This is a genomic window from Pseudomonas sp. CFBP 8772 (assembly GCF_014841665.1).
In the GTDB taxonomy this organism is placed as follows: Bacteria; Pseudomonadota; Gammaproteobacteria; order Pseudomonadales; family Pseudomonadaceae; genus Aquipseudomonas; species Aquipseudomonas graminis_B.
Genome location: NZ_JACYUI010000021.1, coordinates 1 through 23,271, shown reverse-complemented (window position 1 = coordinate 23,271; position 23,271 = coordinate 1). Strand labels below are relative to the sequence as shown.

20 protein-coding genes are annotated in these 23,271 nt (G+C 60.7%); 15 read left to right on the top strand and 5 right to left on the bottom strand.

Translation table 11 applies throughout. The features are described from left to right. Positions 1–130: 130 nt before the first annotated feature. The 3 genes from IFT99_RS25315 to IFT99_RS25305 all read left to right on the top strand — a co-directional run bounded on the left by IFT99_RS25315 (position 131) and on the right by IFT99_RS25305 (position 2,628). On the top strand, positions 131–1,666 hold the full coding sequence (locus tag IFT99_RS25315) for an AAA family ATPase (protein ID WP_192135966.1): 1,536 nt from the start codon (positions 131–133) through the stop codon (positions 1,664–1,666). Positions 1,667–1,768: 102 nt separating this feature from the next. Next, entirely contained in the window at positions 1,769–2,113 is a 345-nt protein-coding gene (locus IFT99_RS25310) for a pentapeptide repeat-containing protein (protein WP_065988287.1), read from the top strand. A 227-nt stretch (positions 2,114–2,340) separates the two neighbouring features. Continuing rightward, the gene (locus tag IFT99_RS25305; RefSeq protein WP_192135964.1) at positions 2,341–2,628 is read left to right on the top strand and encodes a TfoX/Sxy family protein; all 288 of its coding nucleotides are present in this window, start codon (positions 2,341–2,343) and stop codon (positions 2,626–2,628) included. A gap of 181 nt (positions 2,629–2,809) precedes the next feature. Here the strand turns inward: IFT99_RS25305 and deoC are convergent, their stop codons facing one another. The 3 genes from deoC to IFT99_RS25290 form a co-directional block, all read right to left on the bottom strand. Next, on the bottom strand, positions 2,810–3,586 hold the full coding sequence (gene deoC / locus IFT99_RS25300) for a deoxyribose-phosphate aldolase (protein WP_192135962.1): 777 nt from the start codon (positions 3,584–3,586) through the stop codon (positions 2,810–2,812). A gap of 188 nt (positions 3,587–3,774) precedes the next feature. Then, positions 3,775–4,542: a heme ABC transporter ATP-binding protein gene (locus IFT99_RS25295; protein WP_192135960.1), complete on the bottom strand. Its 768-nt coding sequence runs from the start codon at positions 4,540–4,542 to the stop codon at positions 3,775–3,777. Next, the gene (locus tag IFT99_RS25290) at positions 4,542–5,525 is read right to left on the bottom strand and encodes a FecCD family ABC transporter permease (RefSeq protein ID WP_192135973.1); all 984 of its coding nucleotides are present in this window, start codon (positions 5,523–5,525) and stop codon (positions 4,542–4,544) included. Before IFT99_RS25290 ends, IFT99_RS25295 begins: the two co-directional genes overlap by 1 nt. Positions 5,526–5,737: 212 nt before the next feature. Between IFT99_RS25290 and IFT99_RS25285 the strand changes: the two genes are divergently transcribed. Continuing rightward, positions 5,738–6,067 carry a Rieske (2Fe-2S) protein gene (locus IFT99_RS25285; RefSeq protein WP_065988468.1) on the top strand — a complete coding sequence of 110 codons (330 nt, stop codon included), beginning with the start codon at positions 5,738–5,740 and terminating at the stop codon, positions 6,065–6,067. Here IFT99_RS25285 and sfsA read toward each other — a convergent pair. After that, on the bottom strand, positions 6,045–6,788 hold the full coding sequence (gene sfsA, locus IFT99_RS25280; RefSeq protein ID WP_065988291.1) for a DNA/RNA nuclease SfsA: 744 nt from the start codon (positions 6,786–6,788) through the stop codon (positions 6,045–6,047). The genes IFT99_RS25285 and sfsA overlap by 23 nt on opposite strands. Then, positions 6,788–7,960, bottom strand: coding sequence for a pyridoxal phosphate-dependent aminotransferase (locus IFT99_RS25275; protein ID WP_192135958.1), 1,173 nt, complete (start codon positions 7,958–7,960; stop codon positions 6,788–6,790). Before IFT99_RS25275 ends, sfsA begins: the two co-directional genes overlap by 1 nt. A 351-nt stretch (positions 7,961–8,311) precedes the next feature. Between IFT99_RS25275 and dksA the strand changes: the two genes are divergently transcribed. The 11 genes from dksA (at position 8,312) to IFT99_RS25220 (ending at position 22,449) form a co-directional block, all read left to right on the top strand. Beyond that, positions 8,312–8,755, top strand: coding sequence for an RNA polymerase-binding protein DksA (gene dksA, locus IFT99_RS25270; RefSeq protein ID WP_065988293.1), 444 nt, complete (start codon positions 8,312–8,314; stop codon positions 8,753–8,755). A gap of 175 nt (positions 8,756–8,930) precedes the next feature. Continuing rightward, positions 8,931–9,818 (top strand): tRNA glutamyl-Q(34) synthetase GluQRS, encoded by an 888-nt coding sequence (gene gluQRS / locus IFT99_RS25265; protein ID WP_065988294.1) that lies wholly within the window; start codon positions 8,931–8,933, stop codon positions 9,816–9,818. A gap of 121 nt (positions 9,819–9,939) precedes the next feature. After that, positions 9,940–10,116, top strand: coding sequence for a hypothetical protein (locus tag IFT99_RS25260; RefSeq protein ID WP_002552060.1), 177 nt, complete (start codon positions 9,940–9,942; stop codon positions 10,114–10,116). Beyond that, entirely contained in the window at positions 10,100–13,054 is a 2,955-nt protein-coding gene (locus tag IFT99_RS25255) for a sensor histidine kinase (RefSeq protein ID WP_192135956.1), read from the top strand. Before IFT99_RS25260 ends, IFT99_RS25255 begins: the two co-directional genes overlap by 17 nt. Before the next feature lie 22 nt (positions 13,055–13,076). Further along, the gene (locus IFT99_RS25250; protein ID WP_192135954.1) at positions 13,077–14,516 is read left to right on the top strand and encodes a sigma-54-dependent transcriptional regulator; all 1,440 of its coding nucleotides are present in this window, start codon (positions 13,077–13,079) and stop codon (positions 14,514–14,516) included. 754 nt (positions 14,517–15,270) lie between these two features. Beyond that, a complete protein-coding gene (locus IFT99_RS25245) occupies positions 15,271–16,668 on the top strand; it encodes a polynucleotide adenylyltransferase PcnB (RefSeq protein WP_065988297.1) in 1,398 nt (465 codons plus the stop codon). A gap of 6 nt (positions 16,669–16,674) precedes the next feature. Then, positions 16,675–17,157 (top strand): 2-amino-4-hydroxy-6-hydroxymethyldihydropteridine diphosphokinase, encoded by a 483-nt coding sequence (folK, locus tag IFT99_RS25240; protein ID WP_192135952.1) that lies wholly within the window; start codon positions 16,675–16,677, stop codon positions 17,155–17,157. Positions 17,158–17,367: 210 nt separating this feature from the next. Then, a complete protein-coding gene (panB, locus tag IFT99_RS25235; protein WP_192135950.1) occupies positions 17,368–18,168 on the top strand; it encodes a 3-methyl-2-oxobutanoate hydroxymethyltransferase in 801 nt (266 codons plus the stop codon). Further along, complete coding sequence (panC, locus tag IFT99_RS25230; protein WP_065988300.1) at positions 18,165–19,016, top strand: pantoate--beta-alanine ligase; 852 nt, start codon at positions 18,165–18,167, stop codon at positions 19,014–19,016. Before panB ends, panC begins: the two co-directional genes overlap by 4 nt. Before the next feature lie 344 nt (positions 19,017–19,360). Further along, positions 19,361–21,025: a glucose-6-phosphate isomerase gene (gene pgi / locus IFT99_RS25225; RefSeq protein WP_065988301.1), complete on the top strand. Its 1,665-nt coding sequence runs from the start codon at positions 19,361–19,363 to the stop codon at positions 21,023–21,025. A gap of 242 nt (positions 21,026–21,267) precedes the next feature. Then, a complete protein-coding gene (locus IFT99_RS25220) occupies positions 21,268–22,449 on the top strand; it encodes an acetyl-CoA C-acetyltransferase (RefSeq protein ID WP_065988303.1) in 1,182 nt (393 codons plus the stop codon). The last annotated feature ends 822 nt before the right edge of the window (positions 22,450–23,271 follow it).

Here is a 23,271-nt window from a genome sequence, read left to right as displayed (position 1 = left end):
GGCGGATTATACGCACTTTCAAAGCCCCCGACAGACCGCCCTTTAAGCGGTTTGCAGCAATGGCTCCAGCGGCCATAATGGCCGCCTTTCGCTACTTCTCTATCGCCTTATCACCTTTCAAGGATCGTCCGTGAGCCAGACACTGATAGCCGCGCTGCAAAACCCCGCCCTGTTTCCTCACCCGGTCGAACAGTTTCAGGTCATCGAGACGCATATTTCCTGGGTGCTCCTCACCGGCCAGTACGTCTACAAGATGAAGAAGCCGGTCAATTTCGGTTTTCTGGACTTCACCAACCTGCCGGCGCGCCAGCATTTCTGTGAGCAGGAGCTGATGCTGAACCAGCGCCTGACGGACGATCTGTACCTGGAAGTGCTGCCTGTTACCGGCAGCATCGACGCTCCGCAGCTGAATGGTGAAGGTGAAGCGATCGAGTACGTGCTGAAAATGCGCCAGTTCCCGCAGGACGGCTTGCTCAGCACCTTGCAAGCAAAGGGCGAACTGACCACCGCGCACATCGACGACATGGCCCGGCAGATCGCCGAGTTTCATCGCAAGTCGCCCAAGGTGCCGATGGAAAACCCCCTCGGCAGCGCCGACAGCGCAATGGCGCCGGTCACGCAAAATTTTGAGCAGATTCTGCCCTTCCTCAGCGAAAAGTCTGACCTCATCCAACTTGAAGCGCTGGAGGCATGGGCGAACAGCAGTTTCGAGCGCCTCAAGCCATTGATGAACCAGCGCAAGCTCGACGGATTTGTCCGCGAGTGCCATGGCGACATCCACTTGGGCAATGCAACGCTGATCGATGGCAAGGTGGTGATTTTCGACTGCATCGAGTTCAACGAGCCCTTCCGCATGACAGATGTCTATGCCGACATCGGCTTCCTGGCCATGGACCTTGAGGATCGCGGCCTGAAAAGCCTTTCCCGCCGATTCGTCAGTCAGTACCTCGAACTGACCGGCGACTATGCGGGCCTTCAGCTTCTCAATTTCTACAAGGCCTACCGGGCACTGGTCCGCGCCAAAGTGGCGCTGTTTAGCCTGAATGCCGACGCCGATCAGGTGCAACGGGCCGCGACACTGCGCCAGTATCGCAATTACGCCAACCTGGCCGAGAGCTATAGCGCGATTCCGTCGAATTATCTGGCCATCACCCATGGCGTTTCCGCGGTCGGCAAAAGTCAGGTTGCGATGCGCCTGGTCGAAGCGCTGGGGGCGATCCGTCTGCGTTCAGATGTCGAGCGCAAGCGTGCATTCGCCGACCATGAAGATCTGTATTCTGCCGACGTCAGCGCGGCTACTTATCAGCGTCTGAATGAGCTGGCGGGTGTCGTGCTCCGCGCAGGCTTGCCAGTGGTCATCGATGCAACCTATTTGAAGCTCCCGCAGCGTCAGGCGACTGCGCAGATTGCCGAGGCAATGGGCGTTCCTTTTCTGATCGTTGACTGCGCCGCGCCAAAAGCGGTTATCGAGGGTTGGCTGGCGCAACGTCGGGCACAAAATGATGATCCTTCGGACGCAACCATGGAAGTCATTGAAGCGCAGCTGGCCAGTCGCGAGGCGCTGACCGCTGATGAAATATTGCGCAGCCGCCACGTCGAGACCAACGTCAGTGGTGATCTGGACAAGCTGGTCGCCGACATTCGTCAGCATCTGCCGGGGCTCTGATAGCCCGCATCCGCCAGCGGTCGAGTCGTGATGGATAACGCTTCACGGCTCGACGTAGGTGGCATTATAGTGGCGTCAGAATACCAACAATGGAGACGTCAAATGAACCAGCCCAAACAGCTCGACTCGCCTCTGTTCGCACTGTTGCGAAAAGACGATGTGACCGCCTTCAACCTCGAGCGCCCTAAGCAGGGCCCTGTTGATCTGTCTGGTGGCGATTTCCGCGGCCTGGATCTGCGTGAGATCGACGCCGACCGCATCGACTTCACTGATGCTTACTTCAGGTCGGCGGACTTGCGCGGCGTTGACTTCCGGACGAGCCAACTTGAAGGTGCAAGCATCGCCCATGCACAGATATCCGGGGCGTACTTCCCGCCAGAGCTGAGTGCTGACGAGATCCTTATGTCAGTCAATTTCGGTACTCGCCTGCGCTATCGCACCCGCTAAGCCTCGCTTTAACCTCTCGCCCTGCATGCGCCGCCATGTCGGGCCTGCCCTCGCCTGCTTATCCAATCCAACCTGATCCTACCGTTCGGCGGCGTACGCCGCGTTCGAGTGGTAACACTCTGCAGATTGATTCGGCGTCGTCTACGCTAAACGGCATGGCTCGCCTTTTCAGTTTATGTCGAGCCTATGGAGAAGTTATTACATGGAACCACAGGATGGGTTAGCACATGGATGACGAATTGTTGGGCATGAAGAACCTGGGGAGGACCTCGGTTCAATGGCTTCACGCTGCGGGTATTCACACGATTGCTGATCTGCGGCGACTCGGCGCGATTCAGGCTTACCGGGCCGTTCAGGTCAGGGGATTCCGGGCCTCGAAAGCGCTGCTCTACTCACTGGAAGGCGCGCTGTCAGATCGCCCTTGGGCCGAGCTGCCCCAAGCGCACAAAGATTCCATGGACACTGAACTGAAGAACGCCAGTTCTGGGCTAATCCGGGAACGCCACATTACATAAGCAAAATAGTCTGCAGAACACTGTTGACTTACAAATGAGAATCACTATGATTATCACATCCGGTCGCGAGACTGGTCGATAACCTGAAAGGCTCCTTGGTTCGGACTCTCAGATTATCTCCTCATCAGGCTAATCACGGTTTTTGACCCGGCTCTTTGCCGGGTCTTTTTTTGCCCGGGATTCAGGCCCCTACTCCCAAGTGGCCCAACAAATCATCCAGCAGGCTGGTCGCCCCGAGCCGCAGTCTCCCCTGCTCAAGCCAGCGTGGGCCGAATCGTGCCTTGACCAGATCCATGTGAACCCGCGCTTCCTTGAGCGTCCGTACATTCCCGGAGACGTTGATGCCCACATGCGCGCCTGACTCGGCGATGGCCGCAATCAAAATCCGGCTGGCCTGGGGTGTCGCGTTGAGGACCTGTTTCCCCGTACTGGTTTTCAGAAAGTTGGCGCCCTCCTGAATTGCAACACAGCTTGCGCCGTGAATGACCTGCGGATCACGCAGCACGCCGGTTTCCAGCGTGACGGTCAATGCAGCACGACCGCATCTGGCTTTACAGGCGTTAATGATGTCCGCGCCAATCTGTCTGTCCCCGCCAAGCAGCGCATGGAAGGGATAGACCAGATCGATTTCGTCGGCACCCGCGAGAATTGCCGCCTGGGTTTCCGACTCGGCCGAGCTGACAGAAGGCGAACCGCTCGGAAAGTTAACCGCGGCCACGACGCTGACCTCCCGCGCATGCAGGCTGTCGAGGGTGCGCCGCGCCAGTCCTGCGAATCGGGGCATTACACAGACGGCGGCAACATGCCCCACAGGTGTCAGGGCTCGATGACACAACGCAATGATCTTTTCCGGCGTGTCATCGGCATTCAACGAAGCCAATTCCATCAGGCCTATAGCCAGTTGCGCCAATGACGCATCGACCGCATGCACGTCAATCGCTTCGTTTAAGTCGTTCATTACACATCCTCGATACCTTGGCTTGAGGCGACGATAATCGAGAACGGCTGTGCCTGAACGGTCACAAAGACGCAAAAGAGCAGGCCTACGTGATTACAGGAATTGTCCGAAGGACATTGCCCGCACAGGCAATGGAAACGGGCTGCTGCATCGGTAAAGGCAGCTGATGCACATCGACACGAGCCCATTCAGCGAGCGATCACCAGCGGATGCCCACGCTCGGGATGAGGCTGCACCAGAACATCCAGACCGAACACCGACTTCAGCGCCTCAGGCGTGAGCACGTGCTCTGGTGTGCCGGATAGATGTGCGCGCCCTTGCGCCAGCAGCAACAGCTGATCGCAGTAACGGGCGGCCAGGTTCAAGTCATGCAGGATCACCATCACCGCGCCGCCACGGTCGGCGAAGGCACGAACGGCCAACAGCGTGGTGTGCTGATGCAGCGGGTCGAGCGCCGACGTGGGCTCGTCCAGCAAGAGAATCTGGCCCTCCTCGCCCGGCCACACCTGCGCCAGCACCCGTGCCAGGTGAACCCGCTGACGCTCGCCGCCCGACAGCGTCAGATAGCTGCGACCGAGCAGGTGAAGCCCATCGGCCGCCGCAAGGGCGTGCTGGATGATCTCTCCGTCACATTGCTGACCGCTGTCATGGGGCAAGCGGCCCATCGCAACCACTTCCTCGACCTTGAACGCGAAATCCAATGTCGAGCTCTGCGGCAGTACCGCCAGCCAGCGCGCCCGTTCGTGGCCGCGCCATTGACTCAGGGGAATGTCGTTCAGCACCACGTGACCGTGAGTCGGGGCAAGCTCGCCGCACAGGGCAGCCATCAGCGAACTTTTGCCGGCCCCATTGGGGCCCAGCACGCCGAGCATCTGACCGGGCGCCAACGCCAAGTCGATGTTGGCGACCACCTGCTTGCCATCGCGCACGATGCCGAGGTCATTAGCGATCAACATCAGCGACGGCCTCGAACCAGCAGGAAAAGAAAAAACGGCGCGCCAAGGAACACGGTAACGATTCCGATTGGCAGCTCCGCCGGCGCCATCACCAGTCGGGCGAAGATGTCTGCGAAGAGCAGCAGTGTTGCCCCTGCCAGCGCTGAGGCGGGAAGGACAACGCGGTGGTCCGGCCCGGTCAGGAGTCGCACCAGGTGCGGCACGATCAGGCCGATGAAGCCGATCAGCCCCGCCGCTGCGACGGCAGCCCCGACGCCAAGGGCGATGCACAGAATCAGCTCACGCTTGAGGCGTTCGACCTCGATGCCCAGATGGCGCGCTTCCGATTCTCCAAGCAGAAGCGCGTTGAGCGCCTTGGCTCGGCGCGGCAGCCAGAGGATCACCGCCGCGCAAACCAGCAAAAGAGGCCAGAGCCGTGCGTAACTGGCACCATTAAGTGTGCCCAGGTTCCAGAACGTCAGCGTCCGCAGACTGGCGTCGTCGGCCATATACGTGAGCAGGCCGATGACTGAGCCGGCCAGCGCCGTCATTGCTACACCCGCCAGCAGCATGGTGCTGACGCTGGTTCGGCCGTCGCGGCGTCCCAGCTGATGGACGATTGCGGTCACGCCAAGCCCACCGGCAAATGCGCAGACTGACAGCAAATACGGCTGGAACGGCTCAGGTAAACCGCCCAGCGATGCTCCGGCAACGATGGCCACCGCCGCGCCCAATGCCGCGCCACTGGAAACCCCGACCAGACCGGGGTCGGCGAGGGGATTGCGAAACAAAGCCTGCATCGCCACGCCCGACAAGGCCAGCACAGCCCCCACCGCCAGCCCGAGCAACGTACGGGGCAGGCGGATCTGGCCCACGATCAGCTCCGCCTGCTGCAAGTTGTCCTCCGCCAAGGGCATGCCCATCAGATGAAGAACCGCGCGCAAAGTATCCATCATCGGCAGGCTGACAGGCCCGAGCGCGAGGGACGCCCACATCGCCAGCAAACAGGCCAGGCTCAGCGCGATCAGTTGAGAGGTGAAGCGCATAAAAAGGTGCGTCCCCTATAAAGGAAGGCGCAGTCGATCACCTCAAGGCGCGACTGGCTGGATTTCGTTCATCGACTGGCGGGTTCGACTGCTGGCAGAATGCGCAGCCTGCCAGGGCCAGGAATTTGATGATTATTTGCATTTGAGCGTCAAGCGCCAAGGAGACCATGCTGAAATACCTGTGCGACAGCGCTGCGCTGATGGAAGGCAAAAGCCTCGGGTTCGAGGTTGATGAACTCAGGATTCTAGCCGTCCGGCGAGCGGGTCAAGTGTATGTGTACGCCAATCGGTGCCCCCATCGCGGGGTGGCGCTGGAATGGCAGGCCGATGAGTTTCTCGATGCCAGCGCCAGTCTGATCCAGTGCGCCACTCACGGTGCCCTGTTCCTCATCGAAAGCGGCGAGTGTGTAGCCGGCCCCTGCGAGGGCAAGTCCCTCAGGGCTATCGCCTGCGACGAGGACGCTCAGGGCATCTGGATCAACCCGGTGGCAGCGGACTGAGCGGGCGCGTCTGGGTGAGGTGAATCTCAAGACGCCGATCAATGCGCACCTCGTCAGGGGTGAGCGCCACGCCATACGCAAGGACTTCAACCCCCGCCGCATTTGCGTCAAGTAAGGCAGCAGCATAGGCCGCGTCGATTTCGGCAGCGGGCCGCACGGCATCAATGCCTGTCAGGTTCACGCAATACAGCAACACCGCACGCACGCCTTCCCGGGCCAGGGCCGCCAGTTCGCGCAGGTGCTTCGCGCCGCGTTGAGTGACCGCGTCGGGAAACGCAGCGACACGGCTGTCATCAAAGCCCAACGTCACGCTTTTGACTTCCAGGTACAGCGGGCCCTCTGGATAATCCAGCCGGAAGTCGACGCGGCTGTTTTCCTGACCGTAGGCAACTTCGCGCTTGAGCGCCGTAAACCCCGCCAATTCCGTGATTACGCCGGCCAGAAGTGCTTCTTCCACCAGCCTGTTGGCGCGCGCAGTGTTAACGCAGGCGAGCCGACCCTGTGGGGTTTCGGTGATTTCCCAGGTGCCCGGCAACTTGCGCTTGGGGTCATTGGACCTGCTGAACCAGACGCGGCCCCCCGGCATCATGCAATTGAACATGGAGCCCGTGTTGGGGCAGTGAATCGTCAGCAGTTCGCCGCTGGCGGTTTCGATGTCGGCGAGGAAACGCTTGTAGCGCTGAATCAGCCGGCCTTCTTCAAGGGGAGGAGAGAAACGCATCAGCCTTGCCAGCTCCGAAGACCACGGCCTATACGCTCGACCGCTTCCTGAAGGCGAGGCAGGCTTTGGGTGTAGGCGAAGCGCACATGGTGGCCGGCGCGGTACCGACCGAAATCCAGCCCGGGTGTGAACGCCACGTGCTCGGTTTCCAGGAAGTGATGGCAGAACGCGAACGCGTCGCCGCCGAACGCGCTGATGTCTGCGTATAGATAGAAGGCGCCCTCGGGTTCCACGGCAATGGTAAAGCCCAGTTCGCGAAGCGCCGGAAGCAGGAAGTCGCGACGTCGGGCGAACTCGGCACGACGTTGCTCGAGGATCTCCAGGGTCTGTGGCTCGAAACAGGCAAGTGCCGCACTTTGCGCCATGCTCGGCGCGCTGATGTAAAGATTCTGCGCCAGCTTTTCCAGATCACCGACCGCCGCCTCGGGCGCAACCAGCCAACCGAGTCGCCAACCGGTCATACCGAAATACTTGGAAAAACTATTCAGCACGAAGGCGTCATTGTCGACTTCCAGCACGCTGCTCGCGTCGGTGCCGTAGGTCAGACCGTGATAGATCTCGTCAACCACGAGGTGGCCATCCCGCGCCTTGAGCGACGCCGAAAGCGCGGCGAGTTCGTCCCGGTGCAGCAAGGTCCCGGTCGGGTTGGCCGGGGAAGCCACCAGCGCACCGACGCTGTCCTCGTTCCAGTATTGGGCGACCAGATCGCCCGTCAGTTGATAACGCACGTCCGGGCCCACGGGCACCAACTGCGCGGCGCCCTCCACCAGGCGCAGAAAATGCCGGTTGCACGGGTAACCCGGATCGGCCAGGAGCCAGTGTTTGCCGGGATCGACCAGCAGACTCGCCGCCAGCAGCAACGCACCGGAACCGCCCGGCGTAATCAGGATCCGGCCCGGATCGACATTCACGCCGTAACGCTGCGCGTAAAAGCCCGCGATCGCCTCGCGCAATTCCGGCAGACCACGGGCCGCCGTGTAACGGGTCTTGCCAGCGGCCAACGCCGCCTGACCGGCCTTGATGATCGGCTCGGCCGTGGTGAAATCCGGCTCGCCGATCTCCAGGTGGATAACGTCATGCCCGGCCGCTTGCAGTTCATTCGCCCGCGCCAGCAGCGCCATGACATGAAAGGGTTCTATGGCGCGGCTGCGCGCACTGTAGGGCTGTGGCATGGGCCTTCCTTTGGTGAGGGGTGGCGAGACAAGTGGCCGATTCTACTCATCCGCCCGAGCGGGCTACAGCGTTTATCCGCCTTGACGGCAGTGACTTGCAGCCGACAGTCCGGAAAACCCGGGGCTTGCGGGCGCAGGGACTAAACTCGACGCGCTGCAAAATAGATAAAACCGGGGGCTCAGCCTGTGGTCATAGTCCACGTGCGTGTTGCAGGCCATCCTCGACAACCGGGAGTAGCGCGCTCCGATTCGATCTGGTAAGTTCGCCCGCTTGCAGCCGCAGGGCCGGCAGGTGTCGGCGATGGATCTTAACCTGTGTAATGGCTTAGAAGAGTGAGAGGCGGTCCGTTCATGCCCACCGAAGAAAAGCAAAAGAGCACCCCGGCAATCAGTGGTTTCGAACCTTACGTTGCGACGAAGGGTGAGGAATACATGGGCGACCCCATGCGCAAGCACTTCACCAAGATCCTGTCCAAGTGGAAACAGGAGTTGATGGTAGAAGTTGACCGCACGGTTGTTCACATGAAGGACGAGGCGGCTAACTTCCCTGACCCTGCCGACCGTGCAAGCCAGGAAGAAGAATTCGCACTGGAACTGCGCGCCCGTGATCGTGAGCGCAAGTTGATCAAGAAGATCGACAAGACGCTGCAGCTGATTCAGGACAAGGAATACGGCTGGTGCGAATCGTGCGGCGTCGAGATCGGTATCAAGCGCCTTGAAGCCCGCCCAACGGCCGATATGTGCGTTGACTGCAAAAGTCTCGCTGAAATCAAGGAAAAACAGGTCGGTAAATGATCCTGTTGATCCAGTAAAAAGGACGCCTCGGCGTCCTTTTTCGTTTGTCTGAAGACCGACCGGGCACCCGACGGCGTGGGCTGGAAAGCGCCCTACCGGGGCGTAGCGCTTTCCCACACGCCATGACATGTCCTCCGGTATTTCGTACGTTTTATTTCCAGTACCATCAGCGCCCATGAAAACCCCTTCTTATATAGGGCGCTTTGCGCCAACCCCCAGCGGTTATCTGCACTTCGGTTCTCTGGTAGCAGCCCTGGCCTCCTATCTCGACGCCCGCTCGGTCGGTGGAAAATGGCTGATGCGCATGGAAGATCTCGACCCTCCCCGCGAGGTCCCGGGTGCCCAGGCAGGAATACTCCACACCCTCGAAGCCTACGGATTCGAATGGGACGGCGAACTGGTCAGGCAAAGCGACCGGCACGAGGCTTACCAGGCAATCATCCATCGGTGGTTCAGCCAAGGCCTCGCTTACGCGTGCACCTGTTCGCGCAAGCAACTGGAAGGCTACAACGGCATTTACCCGGGTTTTTGCCGTAATGCGGGCCACCCACCCGAGGATGCGGCCATCCGGATTCGGGTGCCTGAGCTGGAATACCGCTTCGAAGACCGGGTGCAGGGGGAGTTTCGTCAACATCTGGGGCGCGATTCGGGAGATTTCATCATTCGTCGCCGGGACGGGTTTTACGCCTACCAGTTGGCGGTTGTCCTCGACGACGGCTGGCAAGGAGTGACCGACATCGTACGCGGCGCAGATCTGCTCGATTCCACGCCACGTCAGCTGTACCTGCAAGAACTGCTGGGCTTGCCGCAACCGCGCTACCTTCATGTACCGCTGATCACCCAGCCCGATGGCCATAAGCTGGGTAAGTCCTACCGATCGCCGCCACTGCCGCCGGACCAGGCCACGCCGTTGCTGCTCCGGGGGCTGCGGGCCTTGGGCCAAGAGACGCCAGGTGAACTGGATGACGCTACACCTCGAGAGGTACTGGATTGGGCCGTTGCCCACTGGAACGCCGATTCGATACCCCGCCTAGGTGCTATCGAGGAAGCTCGAATAGACTGAGCTCGCGCCACCGATTCATGTTGAGGGAGCACAAAGCTGGCGGAAACGTCGCTTGCAGCCCCATCGCCATCCGTTACCATGCCGCTCCGTCATCGTCTGGTCAGTCAACCTGGGAGGCCAAATGTATATTTATCGATTGGTCCTGCTGCTGGTGGTGGGCATCTATCTGTTCTCCCCCGCCATCATGGACTGGTGGATCGACGCCACGGGCGCCTGGTACAGGCCCTACATGCTGTGGCTGATCCTGATCGTTGTGACCTTCATTCTGCAGAGCCAACGAGATGCCGATGAGCTTTAGCCTGACCCAGATGATTCTGGTCAGTGCCGCCTACCTGACGTTGCTGTTCGGCGTTGCCTGGGTCAGTGAACGTGGCCTGATCCCGCGCTGGATCATTCGTCACCCGTTGACCTACACGCTGTCACTTGGCGTCTACGCCAGTGCGTGGGCGTTTTACGGCACGGTGGGGCTGGCTTACGAATACGGCTACGGTTTTCTGTCGAGTTATCTGGGGGTGTCCGGCGCTTTCCTGCTCGCCCCCGTCCTGCTTTACCCCATTCTCAAGATCACCCGCACCTACCAGCTCTCATCACTGGCTGACCTGTTTGCGTTCCGCTTTCGCAGCACTTGGGCGGGCGCGCTGACGACCATCTTCATGCTGATCGGCGTCTTGCCATTGCTGGCACTGCAAATCCAGGCCGTGGCCGACTCCATCGGCATTCTCACCCGGGAACCGGTGCGCAACTACGTGGCCTTTGCGTTCTGCGCGCTCATCACGCTGTTCACTATCTTCTTTGGCTCGCGTCACATCGCCACCCGGGAAAAACACGAAGGGCTGGTGTTCGCCATCGCCTTCGAGTCGGTCATCAAACTGGTCGCCATCGGCGGCATCGGTCTGTACGCCCTGTACGGCGTGTTCGATGGACCGCAGAGCCTGGAGCAATGGCTGCTGCAAAACCAGAGCGCACTGGCGGCGTTGCACACACCCCTGCAGGAAGGCCCATGGCGGACGCTGCTGCTGGTGTTCTTCGCCTCAGCCATCGTGATGCCGCACATGTATCACATGACCTTCACTGAAAACCTCAACCCCCGCTCGCTGGTCAGCGCCAGTTGGGGTCTGCCCCTGTTTCTGCTGCTGATGAGTCTGGCGGTACCCCTGGTGCTGTGGGCAGGGTTGAAACTGGGCGCCACCACCAGCCCTGAATATTTCACCCTGGGCATCGGCATCGCCGCGCACAGCAAGACCTTGGCGTTGCTCGGCTATATCGGGGGACTTTCCGCAGCGAGCGGACTGATCATCGTCACCACGCTGGCGTTGTCCGGCATGGCGCTGAACCACCTGGTGCTGCCGCTTTACCAGCCGCCAGCCGAAGGCAATATCTATCGCTGGCTGAAGTGGACACGGCGCGGCCTGATTGTCGCGATCATCATGGCCGGCTTTGGCTTCTATCTGTTGCTCGGCGCCAAGCAGAATCTGGCGAATCTGGGCATCGTCGCCTTCGTGGCCACATTGCAATTTCTACCCGGTGTGCTGTCGGTGCTGTACTGGCCGGCCGCCAACCGACGCGGTTTCATGGCGGGGCTCATCGCAGGCATCGCGGTCTGGACCATCAGCATGTTGCTGCCGCTGATCGGCGACTTCCAAGGGTTCTACATCCCGCTGCTGAACATGATTTACGTGCTGGATGACACCAGCTGGCACATGGCAGCCATCGCTTCTCTGGCGGCCAACGTGCTGGTGTTCACCCTGATTTCACTGTTCAGTAATCCCAGCCCCGAAGAGGCAAGTGCGGCCGAGGCCTGCGCGGTAGACAACGTTCGCCGCCCACAGCGTCGCGAACTGCACGCCGCCTCCCCCCAGGAGTTCGCCACCCAGCTGGCCAAACCCCTGGGCGCGAAGGCTGCGCAGAAGGAAGTCGAACAGGCGCTGCGGGATCTTTATCTGCCATTCGACGAGCGCCGCCCTTATGCGCTGCGGCGTTTGCGAGACCGTATCGAGGCCAACCTCTCCGGCCTGATGGGGCCGAGTGTTGCGCAGGACATGGTCGAGACGTTTCTGCCGTACAAATCCGGCAGCGAGAACTACGTCACCGAGGACATCCACTTCATCGAAAGCCGCCTCGAGGATTACCACTCCCGCCTCACCGGCCTGGCGGCAGAACTCGACGCCCTGCGCCGTTATCACCGCCAGACCCTGCAAGAACTGCCGATGGGTGTGTGCTCCCTGGCCAAGGATCAGGAGATCCTGATGTGGAACAAGGCCATGGAAGAGCTGACCGGCATCGGCGCTCAGCGCGTCGTCGGGTCACGGCTCGAGACCATCGTCGATCCCTGGAAGCAGCTGCTGCTGGGTTTCATCAACGTTCCTGACGAACACTTGCACAAGCAGCGCCTGGGCCTCGACGGTCAGACTCGCTGGCTCAACCTGCACAAGGCGGCCATCGACGAGCCGCTCGCGCCGGGTAACAGCGGGCTGGTGATTCTGGTGGAAGACCTGACCGATACCCAGATGCTCGAGGACAAACTCGTGCACTCCGAGCGGCTTGCGAGCATTGGTCGACTGGCTGCCGGCGTTGCCCACGAAATCGGCAACCCGATCACCGGCATCGCCTGCCTGGCGCAGAACCTGCGCGAAGAACGCGAAGAAGACAGTGAGCTGACGGAAATCAGCAGCCAGATTATCGAACAGACCAAGCGCGTCTCCCGCATCGTGCAGTCACTGATGAGCTTCGCCCACGCCGGTGGACATCAACACGCCGACGAGCCCGTGTGCCTGGCGGAGGTGGCGCAGGATGCCATTGGTCTGCTGGCGCTGAACCGGCGCAATTTCGAAGTGCAGTTCTATAACCTGTGCAACCCCAACCACTGGGTGGACGGTGATCCACAACGTCTTGCACAGGTGTTGATCAATCTGCTGTCCAACGCCCGCGACGCATCACCCGCCGGCAGTGCAGTGCGCGTGAAAAGCGAGGCCTCCGAACACACGGTCGATCTGATCGTCGAAGACGAAGGCAGCGGCATTCCGAAAGCCATCATGGACCGCTTGTTCGAACCTTTCTTCACCACCAAGGATCCGGGCGAAGGAACAGGACTGGGCCTCGCGCTGGTCTATTCCATCGTTGAAGAGCATTATGGACAAATCACCATCGACAGCCCGGCTGACCCCGAGCACCAACGCGGAACCCGGATTAGGGTGACCTTACCGCGACATGTCGAAGCGACGTCCGCCGTGAACTGAGACCGTCGAGAGAACCGAATCAATGCCTCACATTTTGATCGTGGAAGACGAAACCATCATCCGCTCCGCCCTGCGTCGACTGTTGGAACGTAATCAGTACCAGGTCAGCGAAGCCGGATCCGTGCAGGAAGCTCAGGAACGTTTCAGCATCCCTTCGTTTGACCTGATCGTCAGCGATTTACGCCTGCCCGGCGCCCCCGGCACAGAGCTGATCAAGCTCGGCCAGGGCAAACCCGTGCTGATCATGACCAGTTACGCCAGCCTGCGCTCGGCCGTGGACTCGATGAAAATGGGCGCGGTGGATTACATCGCCAAACCCTTCGACCACGACGAAATGCTTCAGGCCGTCTCGCGCATCCTTCGTGATCGCCAGACGCTGCAAAGCATGCAGGCCGAACGCGCCGCCACCGCAAAAACTGCGACGGGCGACAAGTCCGGTCCGGACAACAGCAACGGCGAGATCGGCATCATCGGCTCGTGCCCGCCGATGCAGGACATGTACAGCAAGATCCGCAAAGTCGCACCAACCGACTCCAACGTGCTGATTCAGGGCGAGTCCGGTACGGGCAAGGAACTGGTGGCCCGCGCGCTGCATAACTTGTCCCGTCGCGCCAAGGCCCCGATGATTTCGGTCAACTGCGCAGCGATTCCGGAATCCCTCATCGAATCCGAGCTGTTCGGCCACGAAAAAGGGGCGTTTACCGGTGCCAGTGCCGGTCGTGCCGGTCTCGTGGAAGCCGCGGATGGCGGCACGTTGTTTCTCGATGAAATCGGCGAACTCCCGCTTGAGGCGCAGGCCCGCCTGTTGCGCGTCCTGCAAGAAGGCGAAATTCGCCGGGTGGGCTCGGTGCAGTCGCAAAAAGTCGACGTCCGCCTGATCGCAGCGACTCACCGCGACCTCAAGAGTCTGGCCAAAGTGGGCCAGTTCCGCGAAGACTTGTACTACCGCCTGCACGTGATCGCGCTGAAACTGCCCGCGCTGCGTGAACGCGGGTCAGACGTCAATGAAATCGCCAATGCGTTCCTGGCGCGGCAGAGCCTCAAGGCCGGTCGTAGCGACTTGCGTTTCGCGCCGGATGCCGAGCAAGCGATTAGACACTATTCGTGGCCCGGTAACGTGCGAGAGCTCGAGAACGCGGTCGAGCGCGCGGTAATTCTGTGTGAAAGCCCGGACATTTCTGCCGAGCTGCTGGGCATCGATATCGAGCTGAGCGACCTCGACGTCAACGAGTTCATCGGCCTTGCACCCCAAGCGTCAGGCTCGTCGAGCTCCACGGCTGGTGAGCCGACCGAGGACTTGTCGCTGGAGGACTATTTCCAGCACTTCGTTCTGGAGCATCAGGACCACATGACCGAAACCGAACTGGCGCGCAAGCTGGGCGTCAGCCGCAAGTGCCTGTGGGAGCGTCGCCAACGCCTGGGCATTCCGCGACGCAAGACCGGAGTGGCCAGCGAAACGTGAGCGCATCTTCGCGCAGGCTCTGGCACGCGGGTTACGCGCCATGTGAAAAAACTGTTACCTCATAAATGGTGACGTAACAAAACCGGGGCGTACGGTAACGAACCCCCGGTTTTTTTTCGCCCGTGCAAAATAGCGTCAATTTGCCACACCCTTGGATTCCGCGGCGTGTAGCCTGTTTTTCAAAAGTTGGCACAGGTACTGCTATATGTATTCGTACAAGAACAACAAAAATCAGTCACCCGAAACACCGACATAATAAAAACAAGACGAAACGACTCACGCATAACAAGAACAACACGGCGGAGGCGCAGCTAACTGATTCTTTTGGAGAGGCGTTGCATTTGGGACTTGTCCCGCAACCAGGCCGAGAACAACAAAAACTACCCTTAGGTAGAGCCTGAACTGGTTGGATCGATAGATCACTGCCGCACAGCGACCAAAGCAATCCGTTTGCTCTTGACTCCCGATTGGGAGGTTTCACAGGCGAAAGCCGTGAATTGGGCGGTCAACAACAATAAAAAGCCCATCAGACAATAAAAATAAGAGCACGCACTTTGGGGGAGCTTCGGCTCCCCCAGTAGCATCTGCAATAAACCCCGTCCTGCTCGCCCCCCCTTGCACCCATTGTGCAGTCCGCCCACAGGCGCCTATCGAGCTGCCTCCTACACCATCCCTCGACTAAATGCTAGAATCCCCGCCCATCGTGCGGTCACTCTTCGAAATTGGCCGAATATTCCTTCAAACAGTGCCTCCCATGCTGAAGAAGCTGTTCCAGTCATTCCGTTCCCCACTGCGCAAGCCGCAGCAACATGTGCGCACAACGCCTGAAGTGCTCAGCGGTAGCCAGCATTCGTTGCAACGCAATCAATTCAGCCGCTATGCGGTGAATATCGTCGAGCGCCTGCAGACCGCCGGCTACCAGGCCTATCTGGTCGGTGGCTGTGTCCGCGACATGATGCTCGGCATCACGCCCAAGGATTTCGACGTCGCCACCAGTGCCACGCCCGAGCAAATCCGCGCCGAGTTTCGCAACGCCCGTATCATCGGCCGCCGCTTCAAGCTGGTTCATATCCACTTCGGCCGTGAAATCATTGAAGTCGCGACCTTCCGCGCCAATCACCCGATCGATGACGAAGACGAAGACAGCAACCAGTCTTCGCGCAACGAGAGCGGGCGCATTCTGCGTGACAACGTCTACGGCACCCTCGAAGACGACGCCCAGCGCCGGGACTTCACGATCAACGCCCTGTATTACGATCCGGTCACCGAGCGCGTCCTCGATTACGCCAATGGCGTACACGACATCCGCAATCGCCTGATTCGTCTGATCGGCGACCCTCAGCAGCGTTACAAGGAAGACCCGGTGCGCATGCTGCGGGCCGTGCGTTTCGCCGCCAAGCTGGATTTCGGCATCGAGAAGCACAGCGCCACGCCCATTCGCCCGCTGGCGCCGATGCTGCGCGACATCCCTTCGGCGCGTCTGTTTGAAGAAGTGCTGAAGCTGTTCCTATCGGGTTATGCCGAGGCGACGTTCGAGATGCTGGTCGATCTCGAACTGTTCGAGCCGCTGTTCCCGGCCAGCTCCAAGGCCCTGGAATACAACCCGACTTACACCCACACGCTGATCAGCGAGGCGTTGGCCAACACCGATCTGCGCATCAAGCAGAACAAACCGGTCACACCGGCGTTCCTGTTCGCTGCCCTACTGTGGCCTGCCCTGCCCGCCCGCGTGCTGCGTCTGCAAGAGCGCGGCATGCCGCCGATCCCGGCCATGCAGGAAGCGGCTCACGAACTGATTACCGAACAGTGCCAGCGGATCGCGATCCCGAAACGCTTCACCATGCCGATCCGCGAGATCTGGGACATGCAGGAACGTCTGCCGCGCCGATCGGGCAAACGCGCCGACCTGCTGCTGGAAAACCCGCGCTTCCGTGCCGGCTACGACTTCCTGTTGCTGCGCGAATCCGCTGGCGAAGAAACCGACGGCCTGGGTGAATGGTGGACCGACTATCAGGACGCCAATGATTCCGGACGCCGCGACATGATTCGTGACCTGGGCAGCAAGCCCGATGCCACCGGCCAAGGCCCGCGCAAACGTCGTCGCAGCAGCAGCGGCAAGCGCAAACGCGCTGGCGTCGACGGGGCGGAATAACACCCGATGATCGAGCGCGTTTACGTCGGCCTGGGGAGCAACCTGGCCGACCCCGCCGAACAGTTACGCGAAGCGATCAAGGCCATGGGCCTGTTACCGCAAAGCGGTCTGTCTGGCGTTTCCTCTTTCTATGTCAGCGACTCGCTGTTGCCGGGTCAGCCGCGCTACACCAATGCGGTGGCTGCGCTCGACACCTCGCTCCCCCCGCTGGCGCTGCTCGACGCCTTGCAAGGCATCGAAAACGATCAGGGCCGCGAGCGCCTCGAACGCTGGGGGCCGCGCACGCTGGACCTCGACATCCTGTTGTTCGGCGATCGCCTCATCGATGAGCCGCGACTGAAGGTGCCGCATTACCAGATGCAGGCGCGCGCGTTTGTGCTGTACCCACTGGCCGAGCTGGCACCGGGCATCACTCTCGCTGATGGCCGCGCGCTGAATGATTTGCTTGCCCAGTGCCCGTTCGAAGGCCTGGAACGATCGCCGAGCTGAAGCTGTTCTGCGGGCAGGTTCAAACCGGTAACACCCGGAATTGACTTCCCGCCCCCTCCTCACGAAGATAAGCGTCCCAAAGCCGGACGACCGGCCAAAAGGCGCGGATCAGGCCGTTGCAAACATCGCAAAACGACGATGTGCCTGCCTCCCAAGATGAATCACGCGTTGCTCGCCGCAGTATTCACAGCGCCTGAATGAGGACTTTCCATGCCCGATATCACCGTTACGTCCCTGCTGGCTCTGAAGCAAAAAGGTGAAAAAATCACCATGCTGACCTGCTACGACGCAACTTTTGCCCACACCGCCAGCCAGGCCGGTGTGGAAGTGCTGCTGGTCGGCGACTCGCTGTGCATGGTCCTTCAGGGCCACGACAGCACACTGCCTGTCACCACCGCCGAGATGGCGTACCACGTGGCCGGCGTCAAACGCGGCAACCAGGGCGCGCTGATTCTGGTGGATCTGCCGTTCATGTCCTACGCCACTCCTGAGCAGACCTTCGCCAACAGCGCCACGCTGATGCAAGCGGGTGCGCACATGGTCAAGATCGAAGGCGCGGCGTGGCTTGCCGACTCGATCCGGCTGCTGGCCGAGCGCGGCGTTCCCGTCTGTGCACACATGGGCCTGACGCCCCAGGCGGTCAACGTGCTGGGCGGCTATAAAGTGCAGGGTCGGCTGGAGTCGCAGGCGCGGCAGATGCGGGCCGACGCGATTACCCTTGAGCAGGCCGGCGCCGCGATGATTCTGCTGGAATGCGTGCCCAGCGAGCTGGCCCAGGAAATCACCCACGCCGTGAAGATTCCGGTGATCGGGATTGGCGCCGGCAGCGCCACAGACGGTCAGGTGCTGGTGCTTCACGACATGCTCGGCCTGTCGATCACCGGACGTGTGCCCAAGTTCGTGAAGAATTTCATGGCCGGTCAGCCGGACATCCAGTCGGCGATCGCCGCGTATGTCAGCGCGGTCAAAGACGTCAGCTTCCCCGCTCCAGAACACGGATTCTCGGCATGAACACAGTTAAAACCGTTCGTGAGTTGCGCGCGGTTGTCGCACGCGCACGCAGCGAAGGCAAACGCATCGCCCTGGTGCCCACGATGGGCAACCTGCACAGCGGCCATATCGCGTTGGTCACCAAAGCCGTTCAACGCGCTGATTTCGTGATCGCCAGCATCTTCGTCAACCCGCTTCAGTTTGGCCCCAACGAAGACCTGGCGTCGTACCCGCGGACCCTGGCCGCCGATCAGGAGCAGTTGCTTCAGGCCGGGTGCCACCTGTTGTTCACACCGACGGTCGATGAAATGTACCCCCATGGCATGGCCGATCAGACCATCGTGCGCGTGCCGGTGGTGTCAGAAGGTCTGTGTGGCGGCAGCCGTCCTGGTCACTTCGACGGCGTTTCGACGGTGGTCAGCAAGCTGTTCAACATGGTGCAGCCGGACATCGCGATTTTCGGTCAGAAGGATTTCCAGCAGCTGGCCGTCGTCAACGCACTGGTGCGTGACCTGAACATGCCCATTCAAATCATCGGCGAACCCACCGTGCGTGCCGCCGACGGCCTGGCCCTGTCGTCGCGCAATGGCTACCTGACTGAAGCCCAGCGCGCTGCAGCGCCTGCGTTGTACCGCGTCATCAAACAGATCGGCACGGCGTTGCAGAATGGCGAGCAGGATCACCAGCAGTTGATAGGCGAGGGTGTGAAAGCGCTCGAAGCAGCGGGCTTTCGTACTGATTACCTGGAGATTCGCAACGCGGTCAGTCTGCGCCCTGCGACCCCGGATGATCATGATCTGGTTGTGCTGGGCGCGGCGTTCATGGGCAAGACGCGCCTGATCGACAACCTGCATCTGGTCAAGGAATAACCTGCACACCCGGCTGAAGGACGCGCCCGGTCATGTGTAAAGCAAAAGTCACGTGATCGGATGACCATCTGCGCCTATGCTCACTGCGCAAACCCGTTGTGGAGCGCAGGCCCTGGCCTTCGCAGGGCGCTAGTGATGAACTTAGCCAGACCCGCAATGCCATACCGATACAGTTCGTGTCAGACAAGCAACTCTACTCTGTGAGAAAAAGTACCGAGCAAAGGTAAAGCAAGGCGCAGACATCGGCGTTGCCTGGGACTAGTCTCTGATGCACCCACGAATTCATGTCCAATCCTGCTTTTCAGCGTCCAAAAGGCAGTTCAAGTACAAGGAAACCCGCAGCGATGGCGTACTACCGCACTCCTCATGACGTCACTACCCTGCCCGCCTGGCAGGCGCTCAAAGATCACCGCGAAGCGATGCAGAATTTCAGCATGCGCGAAGCGTTCAACGCCGACCCGAAGCGTTTCGACGAATTCACCCTCAGCAGTGCCGGTCTGTTTCTCGACTACTCGAAGAACCTGATCACCGCCGAGACGCGCCAGTTGCTGGTCAATCTGGCCAACGAAGTCGGCCTGAAAGAAGCCATCAAGGCGCAGTACGACGGCGAGCTGGTCAACGCTTCTGAAGGTCGCCCTGCGCTGCACACCGCGCTGCGTCGTCCGGTGGGCGACAAGCTGCTGGTCAATGGCGTCAACGTCATGCCGGAAGTGCACAAGGTGCTGAACCAGATCACTGATCTGGTGGGGCGCATCCACGACGGTCTGTGGCGCGGCTACACCGAAAAGCCAATCACCGACGTGGTCAATATCGGCATCGGCGGCTCGTTCCTCGGTCCTGAGCTGGTGTCGGAAGCGCTGTTGTCCTACGCGCAGAAAGGCGTTCGCTGCCATTACCTGGCGAACATCGACGGCACCGAGCTGCACGAGCTGACCCAGAAGCTGCGCGCCGAAACCACGCTGTTCATCGTTTCGTCCAAGACCTTCACCACCCTCGAAACCCTGAAGAACGCCACCGCTGCCCGCGCCTGGTACCTCGCTCAGGGCGGGTCCGAAGCCGAGCTGTATCGCCACTTCATCGCGGTGTCGAGCAACAACGCCGCGGCGGTTGCTTTCGGGATTCGTGAAGAGAACATCTTCCCGATGTGGGACTGGGTTGGCGGCCGTTACTCGCTGTGGTCGGCCATCGGCCTGCCTATCGCGCTGGCGATCGGGATGTCCAACTTCAAGGAGCTGTTGTCCGGCGCCTACACCATGGATCAGCACTTCCAGAACGCCGAGTTCGAAGAGAACATGCCGGTGCTGCTGGGCTTGCTGGGTATCTGGTATGGCAATTTCTGGGACGCGCAAAGTCACGCGATCCTGCCGTACGACCATTACCTGCGCAACATCACCAAGCACCTGCAACAGCTGGACATGGAATCCAACGGCAAGAGCGTTCGCCAGGACGGCGTCCCGGTCAAAACCGACACGGGCCCGGTCATCTGGGGTGGCGTGGGCGCGAACGGTCAGCATGCATATCACCAGTTGCTGCACCAAGGCACCCAGATGATTCCTGCCGACTTCATCGTGCCGATCGTCAGTTTCAACCCGGTGTCTGACCACCATCAGTGGCTGTACGCCAACTGCCTGTCCCAAAGCCAGGCCTTGATGCAGGGTAAAACCCGCCCCGAAGCGGAAGCCGAACTGCGCGCCAAGGGCGTACCGGAAGAAGAAGTGCAGCGTGTCGCGCCGCACAAGGTCATTCCGGGCAACCGTCCGAGCAATACCATCGTCGTCGAGCGCATCAGCCCTCGCCGCCTGGGCGCACTGGTCGCGATGTACGAGCACAAGGTGTTCGTGCAAAGCGTGGTCTGGGGCACGAATGCCTTCGATCAATGGGGTGTCGAACTGGGCAAGGAGCTGGGCAAAGGCGTTTACAGCCGCCTTGTCGGCACCGACGAAACGGTCGCTGAAGACGCTTCGACCCAGGGCCTGATCAACTACTTCCGCGGTCGTCACCGCGGCTGATCTGCCGTCCTGTAACACCCTCGAAACCCGCTGTCTCGCAAGAGGCAGCGGGTTTCGTGCGTCTGGGCTTCAGTCTTCCAAATCAGGCAGCGCCACAACGATGTGAACCGGGCGACAAAGGGCTTAAATTATCATCGTCATTCATGCAACCATGCTCTCCCTTGATCCGGCTGCCCCGCTGTTTTCTTCACCTTTTCAAGCCCGGGCTCGCGCCGCGTCGCACACCATTGAGGATTCGCACCATGCAAGACGTCGTAATCGTTGCCGCTACCCGCACGGCTGTGGGCAGTTTCCAGGGTTCGCTGGCGAATGTTCCCGCGGTGGATCTCGGCGCTGCCGTCATCCGCCAACTGCTGGAGCAGACCGGTCTGGACGGCGCACAGGTCGATGAGGTGATCATGGGTCAGGTGCTGACGGCGGGTGCCGGACAGAATCCTGCACGTCAGGCCGCGATCAAGGCGGGCTTGCCGTTCACGGTGCCGGCCATGACGCTGAACAAGGTCTGTGGCTCGGGGCTCAAGGCGCTGCATCTGGGGACGCAGGCGATTCGCTGCGGCGACGCGGAAGTGATCATCGCCGGCGGCCAGGAAAACATGAGCCTGTCCAACTATGTGATGCCGGGCGCGCGAACCGGTCTGCGCATGGGCCACGCGACGATGGTCGACACGATGATCAGCGATGGCCTGTGGGATGCGTTCAACGATTACCACATGGGCATCACGGCCGAGAACCTGGCCGATCAATACGACATCAGCCGTGAGGCGCAGGATGCGTTTGCTGCGGCGTCCCAACAGAAAGCAACTGCCGCCATTGAAGCCGGGCGCTTCGTGGATGAGATCACCCCGATCCTGATTCCTCAGCGCAAGGGCGATCCGCTGTCTTTCAGCACCGACGAGCAGCCTCGTGCGGCGACCACTGTCGAGTTACTGGGGAAGCTCAAGCCCGCGTTCAAAAAGGACGGCTCGGTCACGGCAGGCAATGCCTCGTCGCTGAATGACGGCGCGGCAGCGGTCATTCTGATGAGTGCCCGAAAAGCAGAAGAACTGGGCTTGCCGGTGCTGGCGCGGATTGCCGCTTACGCGAACGCCGGCGTCGATCCGGCGATCATGGGCATCGGCCCGGTGAGCGCAACCCGCCGCTGCCTGGACAAGGCGGGTTGGTCGCTGGAGGAGCTCGATCTGATCGAAGCCAACGAAGCCTTCGCGGCGCAGTCTTTGTCGGTTGGCAAGGAATTGGGCTGGGACATGAACAAGGTCAACGTCAACGGCGGCGCCATCGCCATCGGCCACCCGATCGGCGCGTCGGGCTGCCGCGTGCTGGTGACGCTGCTGCACGAAATGATCAAGCGCGACGCGAAGAAAGGCCTGGCGACGCTGTGCATTGGCGGCGGACAAGGCGTGGCGCTGGCGTTGGCGCGGTCTTAACAATCTGGGCAGTACGTGCGTAGGACCGGCTTCAGCCGGGAAGAGGCCGGTGTGAACGCCCTCAATTTTGCGGTGTGACGACTGACGCATTCCCGGCTAAAGCCGGTCCCACAAAAAGCACGCGCTCGGTCAGTAGGACCGGCTTCAGCCGGGAAGAGGCCGTTGCGGACACCCGCAGTTTTGTGGTGTGACGACTGACGCATTCCCGGCTAAAGCCAGTCCCACAAAAAGCACGCGCTCGGTCAGCAGGACCGGCTTCAGACGGGAAGAGGCCGGTACGGACACCCGCAGTTTGCGGTGTGACGCCTGCACCATTCCCGGCTAAAGCCAGTCCCACTAAGAGAACGCGGTCAGTCAGTAGGACCGGCTTCAGCCGGGAAGAGGCCGGTGCGGACACCCTCACTGTTGCGGTGCAGCGAATGACGCATTCCCGGCTAAAGCCGGTCCTACTAAACGCACGCGGTCAGTCAGTGGGACCGGCTTCAGCCGGGAAGAGGCCGGTGCGGACACCCTCACTGTTGCGGTGCAGCGAATGACGCATTCCCGGCTAAAGCCGGTCCTACTAAACGCACGCGGTCAGTCAGTGGGACCGGCTTCAGCCGGGAAGAGGCCGGTGTGAATGCCCTCAATTTTGCGGTGTGACGTCTGACGCATTCCCGGCTAAAGCCAGTCCCACTAAGAGAACGCGGTCAGTCAGTAGGACCGGCTTCAGCCGGGAAGAGACCGGTGTGAACGCCCTCAATTTGTAGTGGTCAACTAATTCCGGACACCTCGATAGGTTGTTTCAAGGCCACCGTCCGTTCGTAAACGGTCGGTGGCAGA

Bases quoted from the DNA above. Each gene is read 5' to 3' on its own strand.
- IFT99_RS25250 (WP_192135954.1), top strand. From the start codon at position 13,077: ATGCCTCACATTTTGATCGTGGAAGACGAAACCATCATCCGCTCCGCC.
- deoC (WP_192135962.1), bottom strand. From the start codon at position 3,586: ATGAACGACTTAAACGAAGCGATTGACGTGCATGCGGTCGATGCGTCA.
- dksA (WP_065988293.1), top strand. From the start codon at position 8,312: ATGCCCACCGAAGAAAAGCAAAAGAGCACCCCGGCAATCAGTGGTTTC.
- sfsA (WP_065988291.1), bottom strand. From the start codon at position 6,788: ATGCGTTTCTCTCCTCCCCTTGAAGAAGGCCGGCTGATTCAGCGCTAC.
- panC (WP_065988300.1), top strand. From the start codon at position 18,165: ATGAACACAGTTAAAACCGTTCGTGAGTTGCGCGCGGTTGTCGCACGC.
- IFT99_RS25245 (WP_065988297.1), top strand. From the start codon at position 15,271: ATGCTGAAGAAGCTGTTCCAGTCATTCCGTTCCCCACTGCGCAAGCCG.
- IFT99_RS25255 (WP_192135956.1), top strand. From the start codon at position 10,100: ATGCCGATGAGCTTTAGCCTGACCCAGATGATTCTGGTCAGTGCCGCC.
- folK (WP_192135952.1), top strand. From the start codon at position 16,675: ATGATCGAGCGCGTTTACGTCGGCCTGGGGAGCAACCTGGCCGACCCC.
- panB (WP_192135950.1), top strand. From the start codon at position 17,368: ATGCCCGATATCACCGTTACGTCCCTGCTGGCTCTGAAGCAAAAAGGT.
- IFT99_RS25295 (WP_192135960.1), bottom strand. From the start codon at position 4,542: ATGTTGATCGCTAATGACCTCGGCATCGTGCGCGATGGCAAGCAGGTG.
- IFT99_RS25260 (WP_002552060.1), top strand. From the start codon at position 9,940: ATGTATATTTATCGATTGGTCCTGCTGCTGGTGGTGGGCATCTATCTG.
- pgi (WP_065988301.1), top strand. From the start codon at position 19,361: ATGGCGTACTACCGCACTCCTCATGACGTCACTACCCTGCCCGCCTGG.
- IFT99_RS25305 (WP_192135964.1), top strand. From the start codon at position 2,341: ATGGATGACGAATTGTTGGGCATGAAGAACCTGGGGAGGACCTCGGTT.
- gluQRS (WP_065988294.1), top strand. From the start codon at position 8,931: ATGAAAACCCCTTCTTATATAGGGCGCTTTGCGCCAACCCCCAGCGGT.
- IFT99_RS25220 (WP_065988303.1), top strand. From the start codon at position 21,268: ATGCAAGACGTCGTAATCGTTGCCGCTACCCGCACGGCTGTGGGCAGT.
- IFT99_RS25275 (WP_192135958.1), bottom strand. From the start codon at position 7,960: ATGCCACAGCCCTACAGTGCGCGCAGCCGCGCCATAGAACCCTTTCAT.
- IFT99_RS25310 (WP_065988287.1), top strand. From the start codon at position 1,769: ATGAACCAGCCCAAACAGCTCGACTCGCCTCTGTTCGCACTGTTGCGA.